Source organism: Arthrobacter sp. Y3221160 (assembly GCF_059092585.1).
Map to the genome: position 1 here is coordinate 119319 of NZ_JBNHHU010000002.1, position 15104 is coordinate 134422.

Sequence of the window (15104 nt, forward strand, 5' to 3'; positions counted from 1 at the left end):
TGCGGCCGATCCGGACATGAAAAAGGAGTGGTCACCCGATGGTGACCACCCCCTTGTCATCTGAATCAGCCAGTTCGCCTAAACGTTGCGACCGAGGTTACGCTCCGACGCGGAAGCGGGCAATGGCGGTGGCGTTGACGCCGGCCGCCTCCAGCACCTTGCCGACGGACTGCTTCGGGTCCTTGGCAAACGGCTGGTCCAGCAGCACGATTTCCTTGAAGAAACCGTTCAGCCGGCCCTCGACGATCTTGGCGAGTGCTGCCTCGGGCTTGCCCTCGGCGCGCGCGGTCTCGTCGGCGATGCGGCGCTCGTTCTCCACGGTCTCGGCCGGGACCTCTTCGCGGGTCAGGTAGGCCGGGGCGTAGGCCGCGCTGTGCACGGCGATGTCGTGGGCTGCCTCGAAGGCCGAGTCGCCTTCGCCGTCGACGGCGAAGAGGACGCCGACCTGTGCCGGCAGGTCCTTGGACGTCTTGTGCAGGTAGGCATCGACGGTCTTGCCTTCGACGCGGGCGACCCGGCGGACGACAACTTTCTCGCCCAGCACGGCGCCTTCCTCGACGACGAAGTCACCCAGCGGCTTGCCGTCGACGTCGGCGGCCAGCAGGGCGTCGAGCTCGGCGGCGCCGGACTCAACCGCCGTGGCCAGTACCTTGTCGGCGAGTTCGATGAACTTGGCGGACTTGGCGACGAAGTCGGTCTCGCAGTTGACCTCGATCATGACGCCGACGGTTCCGTCAATGACCTTGGCGGCCACCAGGCCTTCGGCGGTGGAGCGGCCTTCACGCTTGGTGGCGCCCTTCAGTCCCTTGATCCGGATCAGCTCAATGGCCTTCTCGGCATCCCCATTGGCCTCGTCCAGGGCCTTCTTGACATCCATCATGCCGGCGCCGGTGCGCTCGCGCAGGGCCTTGATATCAGCAGCGGTGTAGTTCGCCATTTGGACTCCAGTCCTCCCGTATTAAGTAGTGTTCGGTGCCGCTGGCGGCCAGCCTGAGCCAGGCCGGGCCGCCAGCGGAAGTCCGGCGGCGCGCAAGGCGCCCCCGGTGAGTCGGATTTACTTCTCGGTGTCCGCGGCGGGTGCTTCGGCAGCCGGGGCCTCGGCGGCGGGGGCCTCAGCGGCAGGGGCCTCAGCGGCAGCTTCGGCGGCCGGAGCTTCGGCGGCGGGGGCCTCTGTCGAGCCCTCGAGCAGTTCGCGCTCCCACTCGGCCATCGGCTCGGCCGGCGCTTCGGTGTTGCCTGCGGCGCGGTTGTTGCGGGCGATGAGGCCCTCGGCAACGGCGTCGGCGATCACGCGGGTCAGCAGGTTGACGGAGCGGATGGCGTCGTCGTTGCCCGGGATCGGGAAGTCGACTTCGTCCGGATCGCAGTTGGTGTCCAGGATGGCCACCACGGGGATGCCGAGCTTCTGGGCCTCGTCGATGGCGAGGTGTTCCTTCTTGGTGTCGACAACCCACATGACCGAAGGAGTCTTGGTGAGGTTGCGGATGCCGCCCAGCGTGGTTTCCAGCTTGGTCTTCTCGCGCTGCAGCAGCAGCAGTTCCTTCTTGGTGCGGCCGGAAGCGGCGACGTCGTCGAAGTTGATTTCTTCGAGTTCCTTCAGGCGCGAGATGCGCTTGGAGACGGTCTGGAAGTTGGTCATCATGCCGCCGAGCCAGCGCTGGTTGACATACGGCTGGCCGACACGGGTGGCCTGCTCGGCGATTGCTTCCTGGGCCTGCTTCTTGGTGCCGACGAACAGGACGGTGCCGCCGTGGGCGACCGTGGCCTTAACGAACTCGTAGGCGCGGTCGATGTAGGACAGCGACTGCTGCAGGTCGATGATGTAAATGCCGTTGCGCTCGGTGAAGATGAAGCGCTTCATCTTCGGGTTCCAACGGCGGGTCTGGTGACCGAAATGTACGCCGCTGTCGAGCAGCTGGCGCATGGTAACGACTGGCATGTCGTCACTCCTTCCGGCAGCACCGGGCTGGGCCTGGGCTGCTGCCTGTAGACGGTTGTTAGCTTGTCGCCCGGCGGGCTAAGCTCCTGGCGTCTGTCGGCGCCGCCGGCTCGGCGGCGCATGTGCCCGGACCGGTTTCCCGGACCGCCTGGGCACACTTCCATCGCTGAGATCAAGCCGATGGATTTCAGACACGCGTAGTCAGCCTCCGTCCGGACATGGGTCATGGACGGAAAACTGCTTCGTCCAGTGTACTACAGGCGGCACCCTGTTCCTGCGCGTTCCCGCCCTCCACAGCCGGCCGGGCCAAGGGGTTGCGCACACCGTCCCGCGCCGCCGCGGCACGGACCACGGGCAGCGGCGAGGATCGGTTGCATGACGCCGTCCGTGTTGCGCTTGGCCGCCGCCGCGGCCTCTGCTGTGCTGCTGGCCGCGGCCGGGTCACCCGAGCCGGCAGGCCGATCCGGTTATTCGCCGCCGTGGGGCTGGCCCGCCAGCCCGCAACCCGCCATCGTGCGCGGCTTTGACCCGCCGCCGAAGCCGTGGTTGGGCGGACATCGCGGCGTCGATCTGGCGGTTCCGGGCGGGGCGACGGTCCTCTCCCCCGCCGACGGCCGGGTCAGCTTCTCCGGCCGGGTCGTCGACAGGCCGGTGGTCACCATCGATCACGGCAACGGCCTGCGCAGCAGCCTGCTGGCCGTCGCGTCCGAACTGCAGGCCGGCGATACCGTTGCGTCGGGCGATTTGGTAGGAACGGTTGCCGGGAGCAGCCATTGCGCATGCCTGCATTGGGGCGTCCGTCGCGGCGACGTTTATGTCAACCCCCTGCAGTTCGTCATGGACCTGCGGCCTTCGGTATTGCTGCCGGTGCCGGATGGCTAGACGAACGCCGCCAAGCCGGTGATCGCACGGCCTGCCACCAGGGAGTTGATTTCGTGGGTTCCCTCGTAGGAGTAGATGGCCTCGGCGTCGGCGAAGATCTTGGCCATTTCGTAGTCGGCCACGATGCCGTTGCCGCCCAGGATGTTGCGGCCCAGGGCCACACTTTCACGCATCCGCGCAGTGGTGAACGCCTTGGCCAAAGCGGACTGCTCGTCCTTGGCCTGGCCGGCGTCTTCCAGCTGCGCCAGGCGGACCATCATGCCCATTGAGGCGACGGTGTTGCCGAGGATCTGCACCAGCTGGTCCTGCACCAGCTGGAACGATGCCAGCGGCTTCCCAAACTGGTGCCGCTCCACGGCGTAGCGCCGTGCCACATCGAAGGCAGCCATCTGCTGCCCCACCGCCTGCCAGGCTACGGCAAGCCGCGTCACCTTCAGCACCTTGTTGGTGTCGCGGAAGCTGTTGGCGCCCTTGAGATGGAAATCATCGGGGACCACCACGTTTTCCAGGGTGATGTCCGCGTTCTGCACGGTGCGCAGGCTGATCTTGTTCTCGATCTTCGTCGCGGCATAGCCGGGGGTGGCCGTGTCCACGAGGAAGCCCTTGACCTGGTTGTCGGCCAGGTCGCGCGCGTAGATGACGACCCAGTCCGAGAAGGTCGCGTTGCCAATCCAGCGTTTGGCCCCGTTCAGCACCCAGCCGTTCCCGTCGCGCCGGGCCGTGGTGCGCGTGCCGCCGGCGACGTCGGAGCCGCCGAGCGGTTCCGTCAGTCCGAAAGCGCCGATCTTCTTGAGGGCGTAGATGTCCGGCAGCCAGGCCTCCTGCTGCTCCTTCGACGCGAGGACTTCGATCGATCCGGCGAACAGGCCGTCGTGGACCCCCAGGAACGTGGCGATGGATGTGTCGGCGCGGGTGAACTCCGCGTGGACGAGGCCGGCGAACAAGTTGGAGTATCCCTGCCGCCTGACCGGGCTGACCACGTCCAGGTCCGCCAGTTTCGGGATGATCTCCAGGGGGAACTCAGCCCGGTTCCAGCAGTCGACGGCAATCGGCCGGACTTCCTTGGCCAGCCAGTCGCGGATGTCGTGCAGCCGCGAGCGTTCGGGTTCCGAGAGCATCTCCTCGAACGAGTAGAAGTCTCCATCGGCGTAGGGAAGGTCGTTCGGATCGATGACGAGCTGGCCCATAGTGGCTTCCTTTTCTGTGAACAGGTCGCGGCCCCGGGCAGGAGGCGCCGGGGAGAAGATCAAGTTACTGATCAGTAACTTAGCGCAGAACCGGTCATCGGGCAACGGCCGAACGCGTGCGGCCGCAGCTTCGGCCGGGGTGCCGGGGCAGCCGCATCCCTGGAGTCCCGCGGGAGTCCGGCGGGCGGCATGACGAAGGCCCCGGACCATTCTGGTCCGGGGCCTTCTCTCGACGTAGGGCGGGTGGGGCTTGAACCCACGACCAAAGGATTATGAGTCCTCTGCTCTGACCGGCTGAGCTACCGCCCCGCGCTGCCGGGCGGCGCCCCGCAGCGCGGGGACCGTTACCGGCACCTTAGACATACTAAGTCCTCCCGACCGGCGGGCGCACGTTGGCCTAGTCGAGGAAGTCGTCCGCCGAGGCTCCGCGGTAGAGCTGCTCGAAAGTGTCCATCGTCTTGTCGATGCCGTGCCGCATCGCCTTCGCGTGGCTGGCTTCGCCCATGGCCTCGATCCGCTGGGGACTCTGGCCGAGTACGGCGTTGAGCTTGGCCGCCAGGTCGGAGGGATCGCGGGGGGCAAACAGGTAGCCGTTGACACCGTCCTCCACGAGGTGCGGCAGGGCCATCGCATTGGCCAGCACCACCGGCTTGCTGGCGGACATCGCTTCCAGGGACACCAGTGACTGCAGTTCGGCGGTTCCGGGCTGGCAGAACACAGCCGCGCGCAGGTACGCCCGGCGCAGTTCGGCGTCGTCCACATGGCCCAGGAAAGCGATCCTGCGCCCAAGCCCCATCGCGGCAACCCTCGCCTCGAGGTTCTTTCGCTCGTCGCCGTCGCCGATGATCTCCAGATGGACGTTGAGCGCCGGGTCCGTCATGGCCAGCGCCTCGATCAGCGTGTCCACGTTCTTTTCCACCGCCAGCCGGCCCACAAACAGCACCGTGGGGTGCTCCGGCCTCTCAATCGTTTCCCCGGGGGCCAGCTCATAGGCGGCGGCATCGATGCCGTTGGACAGCGGCATCACCTTGTGCAGGAACGCGTGATCACGCATCGCCTTGGCGGCCAGCGGCGTCGGCGTCGTTACCACGGCTGCCTTGCCCATGATCTTGCCCATGTCGCGCCAGGAGTTCTTCGCGACGATGTCCAGGAACCACTGCGGGAACGGCAGGAACGGCTCCAGGTTCTCCGGCATGAAGTGGTTGGTCGCTATGGTGCGGATGCCCCGTCGCACTGCTTCGGCGATGGTGGCCTGTCCGATCATGTAGTGGCACTGGATGTGCACGACGTCCGGCTGGACCTCATCGAAGATCCGCTTGATGTCGCGTTTGATCTCCCAGGGAAAGCAGATGCGCCACGTCTCGTGCGTCGGCACCGAGTGTGAGCGGAGCCGGTGCACCGTCGCCTCCGCACGGTGTTCCACGAAGGTCGGGCCCTTGTCATACCGCCCGGCGATGATGTCGACGCTGTGTCCGCGCTTGGTCATCGCGGTGGCCAACCGGTACCCGAAGACGGCCGCCCCGTTGACATCCGGCGGGTAGGTATCGGCTGCAATCAGGATCTTGAGGGGTTTCGGTCCGATGTCGTCGCTCACCTGCGGCAGGACTCCTTGTTTCGTGGTCACGGTATTGGTCATCGCGCCGGCCCTATGGTTTCTTGCCCGAGGCTTGGGCCCGGCGCCGGGCTTCTTCCTGTTTCTGCAACACGTCCGGATGGTGCCTCGAGAGGGCAATGACCCCAACAATAGCAACCAAACCTGCCCCCACCATGCCAATCGCAAACACCGGTTCGACGTCGGGCCTGAGCTCTCCGAGGATGAAAATGCCGATGGCGATGCCGACCAGCGGATCGATCACCGTCAGCCCCGCGATGACCAAATCGGGCGGGCCGCTGGCATAGGCACTCTGGACAAACCAAGCCCCCAGGCCGCCGGCCGCGGCGACCGCGATGACCGTGTAGATCGGTACGTTGGCTATGAAACCGCCGCCCGGCTCCAGCAGCCGCAGGCCGATAATCCTCACCAGCACGGCAACGAAACCGAACAACATGCCGGCTCCCAGAATGTAGGCGAAGGCATTCAGCCTGTGCCGGAACATCAGTTCCAGCGAGAGGAAGACGGCAACGACGACGGCCAGCAGCAGGACCGCTGAGAGTTCCTCCTCGGCCCGCACGCGATGGCTAGCGCCCGTGACGTTGACGGCCAGCAGTACGAAAACGGCGCTTCCTGCCACACACGTTGAGATCGCCACCACCGTCACGCGGTTCAGCCGGATCCCCTGGTCCTTGGAATTGATGATCGTGGTGATCACCAACGCGATGGCGCCGATCGGCTGGACGACGGTCAACGGCGCGCTCACCAAGGCAAACACGTTCAATCCCATCCCGACGGCCAACAGCAGCAGTCCCAGGACCCAGCGGGGATTGCGGAGCATCCGCAGCAAACCGGCGACGCTCATCGCCAGGCCGCCCGTATTGGCTTGGACGGCACTGGCTTGGCGCTGGGTGCCGAGGGCGAGGAAGAAGGCACCGAGCAGGGCACAGAGTATGGCTAACCAGACCATGGGGTCCCGTCAGAAAATGTCCGTTGCCGCCCGGAGCGCGGGTCAACCATGGAGTGGATCGTTCTGCCTGGCCTCGCGCCGGCGCTTGTACTTGCCCCAGGCCGCCCGCATGTAGCCCAGCCACGCAAGGACGTGCCCCGCACAGCCCGCGGCGAGGATGGCGTAGGCGAGGGTCAGCAGCCAGTCGTGCCCGAAGCCCTCCACCCGATGGAGCAGCAGCAGCGGAGTGCCTGCCAGCAGCAGGGCCGTCCGGACCTTGCCGATGAGTGTCACGGGAAGGTCGGGGCTGCCATGGAACAGGAGCAATGAGAACACGAGCAGGATCGCGTCGGGGATGATGATGGACAGCAGCAGCCACCACGGGGCGATGCCGGCCGCGACAAAGGTCGTGGCCACGATGATGAGGGCCAGCCGGTCGGCCACCGGGTCCAGCCACTTGCCGACCGAGGAGATTTGGTCGAGGCGGCGGGCGAGGTAGCCGTCCACCCAGTCCGTGGATCCCAGCACGACCAGCGTGATGGTGGCTGCCCCATACGAGTGCCGGGCGATCAGCCAGACAAATAGCGGCACCGCAAGGAAACGCAGGACGGTGATGAGGTTCGGGATGGTCCAGAACGTGTGCAGCTCGCGGTACTCGAAGTCGCGCCGCGTCCCGGCACCGATGATCCTCAACGCCGTCCCTCCCCTCAGTCGTCGTTCCACGCTGGGCAGCCGGCTGCGCTGCAGCCGGCTTCCGTGCCGCCGTGCGACGGTGGTAATGGTTATTTTTTCAGCAGCCGCCGGAGCATGACGCCCATGGCGGTCAGCGAAACCGCCAGCGTCGCCAGTGGCTTCCAACGCTCCCTCAGCTCCGGGCCGGCCTCGCTGACGGCTTCGGCGCCTGCCACCAGGCGTTCCGTGGCAGCATCTGCCGCATGCTTCGCCCGGCGCTTGGCCTGCTCCGCACGGGGCTTGGGGTCGACGCGGCGGCCGAGATCGTCCCTGACTGCCGCCAAATGGTCGCGGCGTTCCGCGGTACGGGCACGCAGTTCGTCCATCGTCGGAGCCGGCTCCTGCGGTTCCTTGCGCTCCGCCTTTTCCGCCTTGGTCTCCTTCCGGGGCTTTTCGTCCAGTGTCGCCGGATTGAAGCTGCTGCCCTCACGCAACACGCCGACGTCGTACTTGACGCCGCGGATGGCCTCGGCGGGAAGGAGCGGCATGGCCTTCTTGCCCCTCGAGATTCCAATGAGCGCCAGGATACCGCCGAGGATCAGGAACACGGCTGCGACGAGCAGCGCCGCCAGCCAGGCCGGCATGATGAGGGCCAGTCCCATGATTGCGGCGACCAAGAGGGAGATGGCCATCAGGACCAGGAACACCAACGCGACCGCAAGGATCGCGGCGGCAATGCCTGCCTTGGTGCCCTTGCCCTTGAGCTCGAGCAGGGCCAGCGAGAACTCGTCCTGAAGCTGGCGGGGGGTCAGCTGGCCGGCGAGCCGTGCCAGCCCCGCGGTCGACAACCTGGCGCCGGCGGCGGAGCTGCCTGGCTGCCCGGCGCGGGTAGCGGTGCTCCCTGGCTGCCCGACACGGGCTGCAGCGCTCCCGGGCGGCCGCAACCCGGTGACGGTGCTGCCGGGAGTCGCCGCACCGGTTGCGGTGCTCCCGGACGTCCTCTCACCGGTTGCGGTGCTTCCGTGGCTTTCCGGACCGGTCATGGGCTCTGCCTCCATCTTGTCGGTAGTGCGCGAGTGTCCACACCTTCAAATTATCATTCTGCCCCAGTCTGGCCCCTCAGCCGTAGGGAGTAGTTTCACTGGAGGGCTGTGGAACAAAAAATATGAGTAAACGCTTACGTTCACCTGCCCTGCGAACTAGGCTGGCAGGCAGCCCGTGTCCGCGCCCGTTTCCGCAAGGGACCAGTGATGAGCAAGGTCGTGCAATTCCCGAAGCAGTTCCTGTGGGGCGCCGCGACGGCCGCCTACCAAATCGAAGGTGCGTCCCGGGACGACGGCCGCACCGATTCCATCTGGGATGTCTTCTGCCGGCTGCCGGGGGCCACCGTGGGCGGCGAGACCGGCGAACGGGCCTGCGACCACTACCGCCGCTACCGCGAGGACGTCGCGCTGATGTCAGCCCTGAACCTGGGTGCCTACCGGTTTTCCACGTCCTGGCCGCGGGTCAAACCGGACGACGCGGTCGTGAACCCGGCCGGCCTGGATTTCTATTCGCGCCTGGTGGACGAACTGTGCGCGGCGGGCATTAAGCCCTGGCTCACGCTGTACCACTGGGATTTGCCGCAGGCGCTGCAGGAGAACGGCGGCTGGGCGAACCGGGACACCGCCTACCGCTTTGCGGAATACGCCCTGGCGGTCCATGAGGCGCTCGGTGACCGGGTACGCGTCTGGACCACGCTCAACGAGCCATGGTGCTCGGCGTTCCTCGGCTATGGTTCGGGCGTCCATGCGCCGGGCATCCAGTCGAGGCCGCAGGCCTTGGCGGCCATGCACCATCTGCTGCTGGCGCACGGGCTGGCCTCCGACGAGCTGCGCCGCCGCGATCCGGCCGCAGAGCTGGGCCTCACCCTGAACTTCACGGTGGCGGATCCCCTGAATCCGGAGGATCCCGTCGATGTGGACGCCGCCCGCCGCATCGACGGCCAGTTCAACCGCGCCTTTCTGGACCCCGTCTTCCGCGGTTCCTACCCGGCGGATTTTCTGGTGGACGTGGGGCCGTACGGACTGGAAGCCAGGATTCGGGACGGCGACCTGGCTCTGATCGGAACCAGGATCCAGGCGCTGGGCGTCAACTACTACCACGGTGAAGCGGTGACCGGGCACCCCCGCCCGGACGCGGAAAACACGCATGCCGCCCCGGTCGAGCGTCCGCTGGCGCCGCCCTACCCCGCGGCCGACCATGTCAGCTCTGTTCCCCGCGGGCTGCCCACGACGGCGATGGGCTGGGAGATCCAGCCGGAAGGACTGCACCGGCTGCTCGTCCGTTTGCAGCACGAGTACAGCGGCCCGGCCGGGACGGCGCTCTTCGTCACCGAGAATGGGGCGGCCTTCGACGACGAGGTCTCGGCCGACGGCGCCGTGCATGACCGGCAGCGGCTGGAGTTCCTGCGCGCACACATCCTGCAGTGCCACCGTGCCATCCAGGACGGCGTGGACCTGCGCGGCTACTTCGGCTGGTCGCTGATGGACAACTTCGAGTGGGCCTGGGGCTACAGCAAACGCTTCGGCCTAACCCGGGTGGACTACGCCACCCTGGAGCGCACCGTCAAGGACAGCGGCCGCTGGTATGCGCAGGTCGCCGCCGGCAACCGGGTCGCCTCGGCCTAGCCAAAGAAAAATCCCGCAGCCGGCGCGGGGTGCGGGATTTTGCCTTGCAGCTCCCCCGACTGGACTCGAACCAGTAACCCTTCGATTAACAGTCGAATGCTCTGCCAATTGAGCTACGGGGGATTGAAGCGAGTAAAACTCTAGCAGGACGGCGGCGCGGAGACGAAATCGGCCTCGCGCCGATGGCCCCCAAACGCACAGGATCCCCGCCTCCTGCAGAAGGCGGGGATCCAGTGTTTGTCCGCTCCCCCGACTGGACTCGAACCAGTAACCCTTCGATTAACAGTCGAATGCTCTGCCAATTGAGCTACGGGGGAAAGCTGCCATCCGCCACCGGCGGTTTGGCCTCCAACAGCATACTCAATGCAGGCCGGAACTTGCCAATTGAAGGCCCGGCCTACTCCGCGCGAAGGGCCCGCCGCTGCATTTCCAGTTCCATCAGTTCACGGTTGATTTGCTGGAAACTCTCGGGATCGGACGCTGGATCCATCCGTTGCAACTGGCCCAGCTTGTCGGCCTTCAGGTGGGTGATCTGCAGGTCCTGCAGCCGGTTCAGGATCCCCCGGCAATACAGCCGCAGGGCGTCGTCGTTTTGTGCAGGCAGCGGGGTCACCGCAAGTTCCGAGACGAAGGTGCGCAGCTCCTCCGGGACCTCCTGGCGGATGGTCTCCACCCACTGCGAGGGTGTGGCACCGGAAACACCCGCAGCCCGGACGGCGCCGTGGATGGCCACGTGCACGGGCGCCAGGAAGCGGGCCTGCATGAACTGTTCCCACTGGTTGGCATCGAGGAGACCGGGCTGCTGGATGGCCACTTCCAGTGCCTGGTGTTCCAGGCGGACCACGGGATCACGCAGATCCGGCCGCGGAAAGGCCGGGGGTGCCGCGTACTGGCCGGATTCCCGGGCGTAGTCCGTTTCTCCGCCGGCCTCGGCGCCCCGGCCGTAGCCGTGCTGCGCGGCGTGCCCGTAGGCAGGCCGGCCGTCCTGTTGCCGGGGGGAAGGATTTCCCGGATTCCATGCGTCCCGGCCCTGCTGCCCGCCGCCGCGCCGGTACGGTCCGGGCGGCTGCTGGTTGCCGCGGTTCGATTCCTGCCCGCGGTCCTGCTGGCCCCGCTCGCGGCCCGCCGCCCGCGTCCCGGCTTCCTGTCCCCGTTTAGCGGCCCCGGCCACCGCCCGGGTGACGTCGTCGATGTCCATGCCCAGCCAGCCGGCGAGCTCGCGCGAGTAGCCGGGACGCATGGCGGGGTCCCTGATCTCGGCGACCACGGGTGCCGCGGCACGGAGGGCCTGGACCCTTCCTTCGACCGTGTCCAGGTTGAACTTCTTCAAGGTGGCCTTGATCGCGAACTCGAACAGCGGACGGCGGGAGCTGATCAACTCGCGCACCGCACCCTCGCCGTGGCTCAACCGCAGGTCGCATGGATCCGCGCCGCTCGGCTCGACGGCTACGTAGGTCTGGGCGACAAAGCGCTGGTCTTCCTCGAAGGCGCGCAGCGCGGCCTTCTGGCCCGCCTCGTCGCCGTCGAAGGTGAAGATCACTTCCCCTCCGGTTCCGTCATCGGAGAGCAGGCGCCGGGCGATCTTGATGTGGTCGGTGCCGAAGGACGTGCCGCACGTCGCCACGGCCGTCCCGATGCCCGAAAGGTGGCAGGCCATCACGTCCGTGTAACCCTCCACGACCACCAGTTGGCGGTTGCGCGCGATGTCCCGTTTGGCCAGGTCGATCCCGTAGAGGACCTGCGACTTCTTGTAGAGCGCCGTCTCCGGCGTATTGAGGTATTTGGGCCCCTGGTCGTCCTCGAAGAGTTTGCGGGCACCAAATCCTATGGTCGCCCCCGTCAGGTCGCGGATGGGCCAGATGAGCCGGCCGCGGAAACGGTCATAGATCCGGCTGTTCCTGCCATCGGATCCGTCCGATCCGCCGGAGAACATGCCGGTCATGCGCAGTTCGTCTTGGGTGAAGCCGCGGCCGCTGAGGTGCTTGAGCAGGCCGTCCCAGCCCTGCGGGGCGTAGCCGACGGCGAACTGCTCCGCGGCTGCCTGGTCGAAGCCCCGTCCGGAGAGGAACTCCCGGGCCGTCGCGGCACCCGGGCTTTGGAGCTGCTCCCGGAAGAACTCCGCGGCAACCTTGTGTGCGTCCAGCAGCCGCTGCCGCTTGCCCACGTCTTCCCGGCGGGGGCCGGTGCCGCCGTCTTCGTACCGGAGCGTGTAATTGATCCGGTGGGCGAGTTTCTCCACGGTCTCGCTGAACGTGGTGTGATCCATCTTCTGCACGAAGGAGATGACGTCGCCGCCCTCGCCGCAGCCGAAGCAGTGGTAGGTGCCCACCTGCGGACGGACGTGGAACGACGGCGACCGCTCGTCGTGGAAGGGGCAGAGGCCCTTGAATGACCCGATGCCGGCCGACTTCAGCGTGACGTAGCCGTCGATGACTTCCTTGATGTCGGTACGCTGGCGGACTTCATCGATGTCTTCACGCTTAATGAGTCCGGCCATAGTCCCATGGTATGCAGCCGCGCCAAATCGGCGCCGGAACCGCGGCGGCCTGTGTCGAGGCGCCGCGTGCAGCCGCCTGTGGAGGGAAGCTGCTTGCGGCCCGCAACCTCACAGGAGGGTGCGGTGGGCCCCCATCAGGCGTTCGTGCAGGGCCAGGGCGGAGACATCGGTGAGCGAGGCGATCTGGTCGATGACCACGCGAAGGCGGCCGCCGTCGTCGTCCGCATCCCGCCAATCCGAGGCAAAGGGCTCCTCCAGATGTTTCTCCCCCGTGGCGTGGAGCTCGCTGACCAGGTCGTGCAGGATCTCCTGCTGGTGTTCGTAGACCGGCTGGCGCAGGTCCGCGGTCATCACGAACGTGGTGGCCAGGCCCTTCATCACCGCGATCTCGATGGCGGTTTCCTGCGGCACCACCAGCTCCGCCCCGTAGCGGGTCAGCTGCTGCGGGCCGTAGATGGAGCGGGTGGCTTCCATCGCGCTCGAGCAGAAGCGGCCGATCAGCTGGCTGGTCATGTCTTTCAGCGCCGCCATGGCCTTGCGGCTGCCGTCGGCCTCGCGCACCCAGACGCCGGATTGCTCCAGCCGGGTCAGTGCTTCGTCCACCTCTTGGGCGTCGCTGGAGGGCAGGTACCACTGCTGGGTGTAGCCGATGACCCGGCTGCGGGTGTCGGGGCTGTCCAGCCACTTGAGCTGGATGCGCCCGGCCACGATGGCGTCTTCGACGTCGTGCACGGAGTAGGAGATATCGTCGGCGAGGTCCATCACCTGGGCCTCCAGGCAGGACCGGCGCTCCGCGGCGCCTTCGCGCAGCCAGTTGAACACGGGAAGGTCGTCTTCGTAGGCGCCGAACTTGCTGGTGCGCTTGCCGTGGATCACCGGCGCGTCGTCGGCGGACCACGGGTATTTGCAGGCCGCGTCCAGGCTGGCCCGGGTCAGGTTCAGCCCGGCCGGCGATCCGTCCGGGCGCAGGATCTTGGGCTCCAGCCGGGTCAGCAGCCGCAGGGTCTGGGCGTTGCCTTCGAAACCGCCGATGGCGTGGGCCGCGGCGTTAAGCGCGGTCTCCCCGTTGTGGCCGAACGGGGGATGGCCCAGGTCGTGGGACAGGCAGGCGGCGTCCACCACGTCGGGGTCGCAGCCCAGGGTGCGTCCCAGTTCGCGGCCGACCTGGGCCACTTCCAGGCTGTGCGTCAGCCGCGTCCGCACGAAGTCGTCCGTGTCCGGGGACACCACCTGGGTCTTGGCGCCCAGCCGCCGCAGTGCCGACGAGTGCAGAACCCGGGCCCGGTCGCGTTCAAACTGCGTGCGGTAGGTGCTCTTCGGTTCCTCCGTGTACCAGCGTTCCTGGTCGAACTCCGTGTAGCCCGGCGTAGGCGGGGCCGGGCGCCCGGTGCGAACCTTAGCCACCGGAGACGTCCAGTTCAGCGGCGGCGATCATGGCCTTGTGGTCCGCGTTCAGCTCCCGGCTGGAGAGCCAGCCGTCGGGCAGCGCCGTGCGTTTGGGCGAACCGGCCCGGCCGCGCGGGCCCTCGGCGTCCGCCCCCGGGTAGGGAGCGTCGGCATCCAGTTCGGCCAGCAGTTCGCGCAGCACTTCGAGGGTAGGCACCTGGGCCAGCGCGGCACGCAGCTCTCCGCCCACCGAGTATCCCTTGAAGTACCAGGCCACGTGCTTGCGGATATCCCGCAGGGCCTTGCCCTCGTCCTCGAAGTAATCCACCAGCAGCTCGGCATGCCGGTAGAAGCTATCCGCGACGTCCTTCAACCCCGGGCGGAAGCGCCTGTCGGTTCCTTCGAAGGCGGCCTGCAGGTCGCCGAACAGCCACGGGCGGCCTTGGCAACCACGGCCGACGACGACGCCGTCCACTCCCGTTTGTTGCACCATCCGCACCGCATCCTCGGCGCTCCAGATGTCTCCGTTGCCCAGCACCGGGATGTCCGGCAGGGCTTCCCGCAGTTCCGCGATCGCGTTCCAGTCGGCCTTGCCCGAGTAGAACTGGCTGGCGGTGCGGCCGTGCAGCGCCACGGCCGCCACCCCGGCGTCGCGGGCAATCTTGCCGGCCTCGATGAAGGTCAGGTGCTCGTCGTCGATCCCCTTACGCATCTTGATGGTCAGCGGCACGTCGCCCTTGGCCGCCTCGCGCGTCGCGGCCTGGATGATCGCGGTAAACAGTTCGGTTTTCCAGGGCAGCGCCGAGCCGCCGCCGCGGCGGGTGACCTTCGGCACCGGACAGCCGAAGTTCAGGTCGATGTGGTCGGCGCGGTCTTCCTCCACCAGCAGGCGGACGGCGGCGCCGACGGTTATGGGATCCACGCCGTAGAGCTGGACGGAGCGCACGTCCTCGTCCTCATCGTGCGAGATGATCCGCATGGACTCCCGGTTGCGTTCGACCAGCGCGCGGGACGTGACCATTTCCGCCACGTACAGGCCGCCGCCGTACTGGCGGCAGAGCCGGCGGAACGCCTTGTTGGTGATGCCGGCCATGGGTGCCAGCACCACCGGGGTGTCGACGGTTATCGGGCCGAGTTTGAGCGGTGGAAGCTCGAGCTTGGCGGCCGATTCGGGGGCAGCGGTAAGTGTCACCCCACCATTCTCTCAAAACCGGGCAAATCCGTCCGCCGGCACCCGCGCCTGTGGACTAACGGCCCCGGTCGGCTTCGCCGCCGTTCCTCCGCGTCCACGGGACATCCGGGCCGCCGTGCGGGCAACAGTTCAATTGTGCA

Annotated in this window: 12 protein-coding genes and 3 tRNA genes; 2 read left to right on the forward strand and 13 right to left on the reverse strand. The window is 67.1% G+C overall.

Annotated features, from left to right (window positions below; genetic code table 11):
• Nucleotides 1-97 precede the first annotated feature (97 nt).
• Together tsf and rpsB are read right to left on the reverse strand one after the other, a co-directional pair.
• Complete coding sequence (gene tsf / locus AC5RWG_RS13590; protein ID WP_494002467.1) at nt 98-937, reverse strand: translation elongation factor Ts; 840 nt, start codon at nt 935-937, stop codon at nt 98-100.
• A gap of 117 nt (nt 938-1054) precedes the next feature.
• Nucleotides 1055-1939, reverse strand: coding sequence for a 30S ribosomal protein S2 (gene rpsB / locus AC5RWG_RS13595; protein ID WP_494002468.1), 885 nt, complete (start codon nt 1937-1939; stop codon nt 1055-1057).
• Between the two features lie 375 nt (nt 1940-2314).
• On the opposite strand from rpsB, the gene AC5RWG_RS13600 reads away from it, so the two are divergent.
• On the forward strand, nt 2315-2821 hold the full coding sequence (locus AC5RWG_RS13600) for a murein hydrolase activator EnvC family protein (RefSeq protein WP_494026387.1): 507 nt from the start codon (nt 2315-2317) through the stop codon (nt 2819-2821).
• Here the strand turns inward: AC5RWG_RS13600 and AC5RWG_RS13605 are convergent.
• The 6 genes from AC5RWG_RS13605 to AC5RWG_RS13630 all read right to left on the reverse strand — a co-directional run bounded on the left by AC5RWG_RS13605 (nt 2818) and on the right by AC5RWG_RS13630 (nt 8263).
• Nucleotides 2818-4008, reverse strand: a complete 1191-nt coding sequence (locus tag AC5RWG_RS13605; RefSeq protein WP_494026388.1) for an acyl-CoA dehydrogenase family protein — start codon at nt 4006-4008, stop codon at nt 2818-2820. The genes AC5RWG_RS13600 and AC5RWG_RS13605 overlap by 4 nt on opposite strands.
• A 235-nt stretch (nt 4009-4243) precedes the next feature.
• Nucleotides 4244-4317, reverse strand: a tRNA-Ile gene (locus AC5RWG_RS13610).
• An 88-nt stretch (nt 4318-4405) separates the two neighbouring features.
• Entirely contained in the window at nt 4406-5602 is a 1197-nt protein-coding gene (locus tag AC5RWG_RS13615) for a glycosyltransferase (RefSeq protein ID WP_494026389.1), read from the reverse strand.
• A gap of 52 nt (nt 5603-5654) precedes the next feature.
• A complete protein-coding gene (locus tag AC5RWG_RS13620) occupies nt 5655-6569 on the reverse strand; it encodes a DMT family transporter (RefSeq protein ID WP_494002471.1) in 915 nt (304 codons plus the stop codon).
• Between the two features lie 42 nt (nt 6570-6611).
• The gene (locus tag AC5RWG_RS13625; RefSeq protein WP_494023776.1) at nt 6612-7241 is read right to left on the reverse strand and encodes a CDP-alcohol phosphatidyltransferase family protein; all 630 of its coding nucleotides are present in this window, start codon (nt 7239-7241) and stop codon (nt 6612-6614) included.
• Nucleotides 7242-7330: 89 nt separating this feature from the next.
• Nucleotides 7331-8263, reverse strand: a complete 933-nt coding sequence (locus tag AC5RWG_RS13630) for a phage holin family protein (RefSeq protein ID WP_494026390.1) — start codon at nt 8261-8263, stop codon at nt 7331-7333.
• A gap of 207 nt (nt 8264-8470) precedes the next feature.
• Between AC5RWG_RS13630 and AC5RWG_RS13635 the strand changes: the two genes are divergently transcribed.
• Complete coding sequence (locus AC5RWG_RS13635) at nt 8471-9889, forward strand: GH1 family beta-glucosidase (protein ID WP_494026391.1); 1419 nt, start codon at nt 8471-8473, stop codon at nt 9887-9889.
• Between the two features lie 50 nt (nt 9890-9939).
• On the opposite strand, the gene AC5RWG_RS13640 is transcribed toward AC5RWG_RS13635, so the two are convergent.
• The 5 genes from AC5RWG_RS13640 to dusB form a co-directional block, all read right to left on the reverse strand.
• Nucleotides 9940-10012: transfer RNA gene (locus tag AC5RWG_RS13640), tRNA-Asn, on the reverse strand.
• Nucleotides 10013-10133: 121 nt separating this feature from the next.
• Nucleotides 10134-10206: transfer RNA gene (locus tag AC5RWG_RS13645), tRNA-Asn, on the reverse strand.
• Nucleotides 10207-10286: 80 nt separating this feature from the next.
• Nucleotides 10287-12386: a DNA primase gene (gene dnaG / locus AC5RWG_RS13650; RefSeq protein WP_494167149.1), complete on the reverse strand. Its 2100-nt coding sequence runs from the start codon at nt 12384-12386 to the stop codon at nt 10287-10289.
• A 108-nt stretch (nt 12387-12494) separates the two neighbouring features.
• On the reverse strand, nt 12495-13790 hold the full coding sequence (locus AC5RWG_RS13655) for a deoxyguanosinetriphosphate triphosphohydrolase (protein WP_494167150.1): 1296 nt from the start codon (nt 13788-13790) through the stop codon (nt 12495-12497).
• Nucleotides 13783-14964 carry a tRNA dihydrouridine synthase DusB gene (gene dusB / locus AC5RWG_RS13660; protein WP_494167151.1) on the reverse strand — a complete coding sequence of 394 codons (1182 nt, stop codon included), beginning with the start codon at nt 14962-14964 and terminating at the stop codon, nt 13783-13785. Before dusB ends, AC5RWG_RS13655 begins: the two co-directional genes overlap by 8 nt.
• Between the last annotated feature and the right edge of the window lie 140 nt (nt 14965-15104).